The following is a 3,385-nucleotide window of genomic DNA, read 5'->3' as shown; positions in this document are numbered from 1 at the left end:
TCACATAGTCTACCATCCTCCAGCAAAGCAATCTTTGTAAGATCATCTTCATGCGAAACTATTAGTTCTTTCTTCATTTTTAAAATTAAAGATAAAAAGATTGGTGATGAAATGTGAGGTGATGATGGCTCATTTTCCTCAATTTCTTTACTGTTTTACATAACAAAATATAGTCGGTGAATATTAAAAAATTAAAAACACCAACTATATTATTATACTAAAAATCTCTGAGGAGATTATTTTTTCTTATGTCTGTTTGCTCTTCTTCTTTTCTTTCTTTTGTGTGTTGCAACCTTGTGTCTTTTTCTTTTCTTTCCGCTTGGCATAATGTTAATTTTTTTTGTTAACTAGTTAATATTTAATTATTCTTTATTTTACTGCAACTTTAGTTTTCACTTTCTCCACAAAAGATTTTGATGGCTTGAAAGCAGGAATATTATGTGCAGGAATTTCGATAGCAGTGTTCTTAGAGATGTTTCTTCCCGTTTTTGCTGCTCTTGTTTTCACGATGAAAGATCCAAAACCTCTTAAGTAAACATTGTCTCCATTGTACATAGAAGTTCTGATCTCCTGCATAAAAGCTTCTACAACTTTCTGTGTTTCATTCTTTTCGGTCCCCAATTTATTGGAGATGGTGTTTACCAATTCTGCCTTTGTCATTTCCTTTGTAAATTTTAAATTTTAGGTGTGCAAATTTAGTTAAAAAAATTGAATAGTAGCAAATTCGGGCAAAAAATGTTTCACATAAACTACTGAGAATTTTATGTTTAGTATAGTGTATTGCTGAAAGGAGGAGTTTTTTACATGCTTGAATTGTAATATCCGTTTTCTACACAGAAGCGAATAAGGTGCAGTTTTGTTTTTAAACCAAGCTTTTCTGTAAGTCTGTTGATGTACGTATCGATGGTACGGGTGCTCAGATTGAGCTTTTCGCCGATCTCTTTATTGCTGAAACCTTCATAGCAAAATTTCATCAGCTGGATCTCTGTGGATGAAAGTTCTTCCTGGCTTTTTTTCTGACGGTTCATATATTCCTGAACAGCCAATGGCTGTTTTTTCCATTTTTCGGAATAAGCCAGGTAATCAAAATCTTGAGAAGTAATTTGGCCTTTGATGAGGTCTTTTATAATATTGCTGTTTTTCTGGCAGTAATAAATGTTTGGGATTTTTTCTAAAATCTCCGCCATGTCTTCCTGGTAAGTTCCGGAGTAGGTGATAATTGGTGTTTCAGAATTGTTTTTACGGATAAATTTTATAGCTTCAATACCGCTCAGAACAGGCATGAAAAGTTCTATGATGAAGACGTCTTCCTGTTTTCTGTAGATTCGGTTAATCAGCTCATGACCGTTGTTGCAGTCATTGAGCAGCATATTAAATGGGTTTTCCAGAAGGGTTTTGATCATTATTTTTTTAAAATAAAAATCGCTGTCCGCAATAGAAAATCTTACCGTGTTGGTCAGTAATTTACTCATTTTATTTTTGTGATTTGGTATGGCAAAATAAAATTCTGCTCACTAAAATAAGAAAATCTTTCGGATCTGGAAATTAATCTTAACGTTAAATAATTGTAAATAGTATTGTATGCATTAAATTTAATTTTGTACATAAATGTTTTTTTTCCTATTTTCACAATCCAAACCAAATCATAAAATGTCTACGAGTAGAGAAAAAAAACTAAACAAATCTGATGTCAGATCGGGTATATGGAAGTTTATTCTTTCATTTATCGTGCTTTCTGCAGTTTCATTTACCAGCGTATTCTTCTTTTTTAAGAGTTATGACAGGCAGCTTACGGGTGTTGAAGACGAAGTTCGTGCTTACCGTGATTTGCTGAATCGTGATAATATTCTTCATACTCAGGTCGACAGTATTTATGCACGAATGGAGCTGCTGGATTCTGATAAAGCTTATAACGACAACTATTTACGTACTTACATTCTCGATAACGTTCGCGAAGCTCAGCAGATTATGGGAGCCGACAGTGCCAATAATTTTAAACATTATGCGGTATTGATGCAGAAAATTAAACCCATGCTTAATCTGAAAAGCCAGATCATCAATGTTTCTTTTAAACAGCAGATCGCCATCCGCAATGTTCAGGAATGTCAGGGGAAATCTGATCAGATTAATAATAAGATGAGAATAGACCCTACCAGAAAATTTACCGGGCGAAGAAGATAATTTTATTTTAAAGTTTAGAAATTATGCAGGGACAAGTTACATTATCAAAAAAAGAAAAGCATTATCAGTTTTTTTACCTCATATTAATGCTTATTGTAGCACTTTTCTTTCTCGGAGTTATTTTTCTTAAAGGTTTTGCATCGCCGTTTTCTGAAGCAGATACCAATTCGTTGCAGATTTTAGAGCAAAAAGTAAAATTTGATCAGCAGCAAAAAGTTGGTTTAAAATTAATAGACACTGCCTATGCGAGAGTTAACAGGCTATCTGTGGAAATTCAGYAGCCTGTGGAGAGAAATGATGCTGAATACGCGATTCAGGATTTAGCCAATACATTTCAGAATGTTGTAGTAAATGATCCGCGAAAAATGGCTTTTCCGCAAATAGGGAAATTCTTTAAGATGAATATGGTCGACAAAGACCGAATCATGAAAATGAATGAAACCACAAAAACATTCGAAAAACAGTTTGAAGATTGCCAGTTAGGGTACAAAGAAAAAAGCCAGACGCTGAGAGACCGGAATAATGCTTTAAACACAAGATAACACCAAAAAATATACAAAACACACCACAAAAATTAACTATGAATTATTTTCAAAAGAACAGGAAAAACATCATTATTGGTGTAATTGCCACATTGCTTATTGCCGCACTCGTCGCATTGTGGCTGCAAAAAAAGGTCATTCATTCGGCAAATGATATTGAAGGAGTAGTTTTCCCGTCTTCGCTTTATACTGGTGATACTTTAAGGTTTCAGGATAAAACACCGTTTGCGAAATTCAAAAAATGGGATTTTGGAGACGGCCAGACTTCAGAAAAAGACAAGGGAATTCATTTTTACAGCAAACCGGGATATTATAATGTGACGCTTATTATTGATAATAAGTATTCTAAATCTTTCCCGATCATGGTTTCTGCAAGAGGAATTCCGAAACCTAAAGACAGTACAGCTACAGTAACGAAGATTGACGCCCAGACTCAGGCAATGCAGTATGAGAACATCCAGTTCCGTGCACTTTCTGATGCCTCACAATTTACCTGGAGATTCGGCGAAACCGGAAAAATAGACGCCAAAGACAAGCTTGCTATTTACGCATTCCAAAAACCGGGAGATTATACCGTTACACTTTATACAGAAAAAGATCTGGAACCTATCGAGCACCGTATAAAAATTTTACCGGCCTATAATTCTATGGAGGATGAAGAG

At 34.7% G+C, this 3,385-nt stretch carries 5 protein-coding genes; 3 read left to right on the top strand and 2 right to left on the bottom strand.

The window, feature by feature from the left end; translation table 11 throughout:
* Positions 1-369: 369 nt before the first annotated feature.
* Both AB4Y90_RS16760 and AB4Y90_RS16755 read right to left on the bottom strand, forming a co-directional pair.
* Positions 370-660, bottom strand: coding sequence for an HU family DNA-binding protein (locus tag AB4Y90_RS16760; protein WP_034674127.1), 291 nt, complete (start codon positions 658-660; stop codon positions 370-372).
* Between the two features lie 140 nt (positions 661-800).
* Entirely contained in the window at positions 801-1,472 is a 672-nt protein-coding gene (locus AB4Y90_RS16755; RefSeq protein WP_441558710.1) for a response regulator transcription factor, read from the bottom strand.
* A gap of 178 nt (positions 1,473-1,650) precedes the next feature.
* Between AB4Y90_RS16755 and tssO (AB4Y90_RS16750) the strand changes: the two genes are divergently transcribed.
* From tssO (AB4Y90_RS16750) to AB4Y90_RS16740, 3 genes are all read left to right on the top strand, one after another.
* Positions 1,651-2,181: a type VI secretion system TssO gene (gene tssO, locus AB4Y90_RS16750; RefSeq protein WP_441558709.1), complete on the top strand. Its 531-nt coding sequence runs from the start codon at positions 1,651-1,653 to the stop codon at positions 2,179-2,181.
* Between the two features lie 23 nt (positions 2,182-2,204).
* Positions 2,205-2,723 carry a type VI secretion system TssO gene (gene tssO, locus AB4Y90_RS16745; protein WP_441558708.1) on the top strand — a complete coding sequence of 173 codons (519 nt, stop codon included), beginning with the start codon at positions 2,205-2,207 and terminating at the stop codon, positions 2,721-2,723.
* A gap of 38 nt (positions 2,724-2,761) precedes the next feature.
* Positions 2,762-3,385, top strand: a 624-nt coding sequence (locus AB4Y90_RS16740) for a PKD domain-containing protein (protein WP_441558707.1), incomplete at its 3' end; no start/stop codon positions are given.

The organism is Chryseobacterium sp. 2TAF14 (assembly GCF_052115105.1).
Lineage (GTDB): Bacteria > Bacteroidota > Bacteroidia > Flavobacteriales > Weeksellaceae > Chryseobacterium.
Note: the sequence above shows the minus strand (reverse complement) of the source record. Positions and strands in the feature narration are given on the sequence as shown.

Coding starts and splice junctions, on each gene's coding strand:
- tssO (WP_441558709.1), top strand. CDS start 1,651: ATGTCTACGAGTAGAGAAAAAAAACTAAACAAATCTGATGTCAGATCG.
- AB4Y90_RS16755 (WP_441558710.1), bottom strand. CDS start 1,472: ATGAGTAAATTACTGACCAACACGGTAAGATTTTCTATTGCGGACAGC.
- AB4Y90_RS16760 (WP_034674127.1), bottom strand. CDS start 660: ATGACAAAGGCAGAATTGGTAAACACCATCTCCAATAAATTGGGGACC.